At 69.0% G+C, this 2,749-nt stretch carries 3 protein-coding genes; all 3 read right to left on the bottom strand.

Annotation, left to right across the window (positions count from 1 at the left end):
- Complete coding sequence (pgl, locus tag V7053_RS18650; protein WP_334173749.1) at positions 1-819, bottom strand: 6-phosphogluconolactonase; 819 nt, start codon at positions 817-819, stop codon at positions 1-3.
- The gene (locus V7053_RS18645; protein WP_334173748.1) at positions 809-1,750 is read right to left on the bottom strand and encodes a glucose-6-phosphate dehydrogenase assembly protein OpcA; all 942 of its coding nucleotides are present in this window, start codon (positions 1,748-1,750) and stop codon (positions 809-811) included. The genes pgl and V7053_RS18645 overlap by 11 nt, the downstream gene beginning before the upstream one ends.
- On the bottom strand, positions 1,747-2,749 hold a 1,003-nt coding region (gene zwf / locus V7053_RS18640), incomplete at its 5' end, for a glucose-6-phosphate dehydrogenase (protein WP_334173747.1). The genes zwf and V7053_RS18645, both read right to left, overlap by 4 nt.

Genomic DNA, 2,749 nt, shown 5'->3' with positions numbered 1-2,749 from the left:
CTAGGCGGAGGCTGGCTCCTTGCGGAGGAGGTTCTCGGGCACCTGCGCAGCCGCATCGGCGTCGATGAGCCACAGAGTGCGGTTCCGACCTCGCGCGCCCGCCGCGGGCACCTGCACAGGCCCTGCGCCGGCAAGAGCGAGGCCGACTGCCCCAGCCTTGTCCTCGCCGGCCACAAGCATCCAGACTTCGCCGGCCGACTTGAGTGCGGGCAGAGTGAGGGTGATGCGCTCGGGCGGCGGCTTCGGCGAGTTGGTGACGCCGACGACGGTCGGTTTCGTCTCGCGGATGCCCGCCATCTCGGGGAAGAGCGACGCGACATGCGCGTCCGGGCCGACGCCCAGGAGGAGTACGTCGAAGCGGGGGAGGAGCCCTGGCTGATCAGCGCGGTCATCCGAGGCATCGGCGTCGTGCTCCCGCGCCGCGGCCTCGGCGAGCTGCCGCGCGTAGTCCTCTGCGGCGTCGTCCGGCGTCTTGAAGTGGTCCGAGTCGCCGGGGACGTGAACGCGCGAAGGGTCGAGCGGGAGCTGGTCGAGGAGGGCCTCCCGGGCCTGCACGACGTTCCGGTCGGGTGAGTCCTCGGCGACGAAGCGCTCGTCGCCCCACCACACGTTGACTTTGGACCAGTCCACGGCTCGGCAGGCGGGAGATTCGGCGACCGCGCGGAGCGTGCCGATTCCCATCGTGCCGCCCGTCAGGACGATCGTCGCGTCGCCGTAGCGGTCCTGCGTGTCGACCAGCTTCGTGATGAGGCGCGCAGCGATGGCCGCGAGCAGCACGGAGGAATCGGGATGGATGCTGACTCGCGGATCAGCGCTCACTCGGCGTCACACTCCTCAGGTTGGTCCGGGGGAGGCCCTCGGCGAGGACCTCGCCGAACACCTGATCGGGGTCGAGCCGTCGGAGCTCCTCCGCGAGGCAGTCCTCGAGGGTCCGGCGGGGGAGAGCGATGCGCTGCGACGGCTGTCCCGGCTGAGTCAGCTCGGCGACGGTGAGGCCGGGCCGGTACAGCTGGATGTCCCCTGAGGGGCGGGTCATCCGGACGCGTCGGATGCCGGTGCCCGCCGGGTCCGCGACGATCGTCACGGGAACGTCGAGTTTGAGCGTGAGCCACGCCGCGAGCAGCACGGTGCTGGGCGAGTCGGATGCGCCTTCGACGGTCACTCCGGTGATCTGGGAATCGTCGGCCTGGTCCAAGGCTGCCGCGAGCTGGATGCGCCAGTTCGTCACCCGGGTCCACGCGAGGTCGGTGTCGCCCGCCCGGTATGTGTCCCGGATGCGGTAGAGGGCCTCTGTCGGGTCCGGCTCGTTGCCCGAGTCGGTGATGCGGCGGTGGGCGATGCAGCCGACGGAGGTCGCGGCGGCGTCCTTGGGGGCGCCGTGGGGCCACCATGCGACGATCGGCGCGTCGGGCAGGAGCAGAGCGGCCACAAGGGATTCGCTCTCCTCGGCGAGGCGCCCGTAGCCGCGGAGCACCACCACCTCCGAGGCGCCGGCGTCTCCGCCTACGCGGATCTGGCCGTCGATCCTGTCAGCAGCGTCGCGGCCCGAGTCCACGAGGACGATGATCCGGCAGGGGTGCTCGCGGCTCGCCTGGTTGGCCGCCTCGATGGCCTCCTCCTCGTAACCGTGCTTCGTGATGACGACGAGCGTGAGGACTCGGCCGAGAGCGACGACCCCGCCCTGATGGCGGAGGTTCATGAGCTCCTTCGAGACCTTCGAAGTCGTCGTGTGGGGAAGGTCGATGATCAAGGCCGCCTCCAAGAGCGTCCGTCGCGGGCCATGAGAGCGTCAGCCGACGCCGGCCCCCAGCTGCCAGGTGCGTAGGGCTCGGGCTTGTCTCCCGTGGCTGCCCAATATTCTTCGAACGGGTCGAGGATCTTCCACGAGAGCTCGACCTCCTCATGGCGGGGGAAGAGCGGGGGCTCTCCGAGCAGAACATCGAGGATGAGCCGTTCGTAGGCCTCGGGCGAGGACTCGGTGAACGAGTTCCCGTAGCCGAAGTCCATGCTGACGTCACGGACTTCCATCTGCGTTCCCGGCACCTTGGAGCCGAACCGGATGGTCGCGCCCTCGTCCGGCTGGACGCGGATCACCACTGCGTTCTGGCCGAACTCGGCCGTCCCCTGATCGCGGAACAGGAGATTCGGGGCCTTCTTGAAGACGACCGCGATCTCCGTCACGCGGCGTCCGAGACGCTTGCCCGCGCGCAGATAGAACGGCACGCTGGCCCAACGGCGCGTGTTGATGTCCACTCTGATGGCTGCGTAGGTCTCAGTCGTGGAGTCGGCCGGGATGCCTTCCTCCTCGAGATAGCCCTTGACGAGCTCGCCGCCCTGCCAGCCACCCGTGAACTGTCCGCGCGCCGAATGCTGGGAGAGGTCATCCGGGAGCCGGACGGCCGCGAGCACCTTCTCCTTCTCGGCCCGCAGGTCGTCGGCGTCGAACGAGATCGGCTCCTCCATGGCCGTCAGGGCAAGGAGCTGGAGGAGGTGGTTCTGGATGACGTCGCGCGCTGCCCCGACGCCGTCGTAGTACCCCGCACGGCCGCCGGTGCCGATGTCCTCCGCCATGGTGATCTGCACGTGGTCGACGTAGTTGGCGTTCCAGATCGGCTCGTACAGCTCGTTCGCGAAGCGCAGCGCCAGGATGTTCTGGACCGTCTCCTTGCCGAGGTAGTGGTCGATGCGGAACACCGAGTCCTCGGGGAACACGTCGTTGACGATGCCGTTGAGCTCGATCGCCGACTTC

Source organism: Sinomonas sp. (assembly GCF_036848755.1).
GTDB lineage: Bacteria > Actinomycetota > Actinomycetes > Actinomycetales > Micrococcaceae > Sinomonas.
Note: the sequence above shows the minus strand (reverse complement) of the source record. Positions and strands in the feature narration are given on the sequence as shown.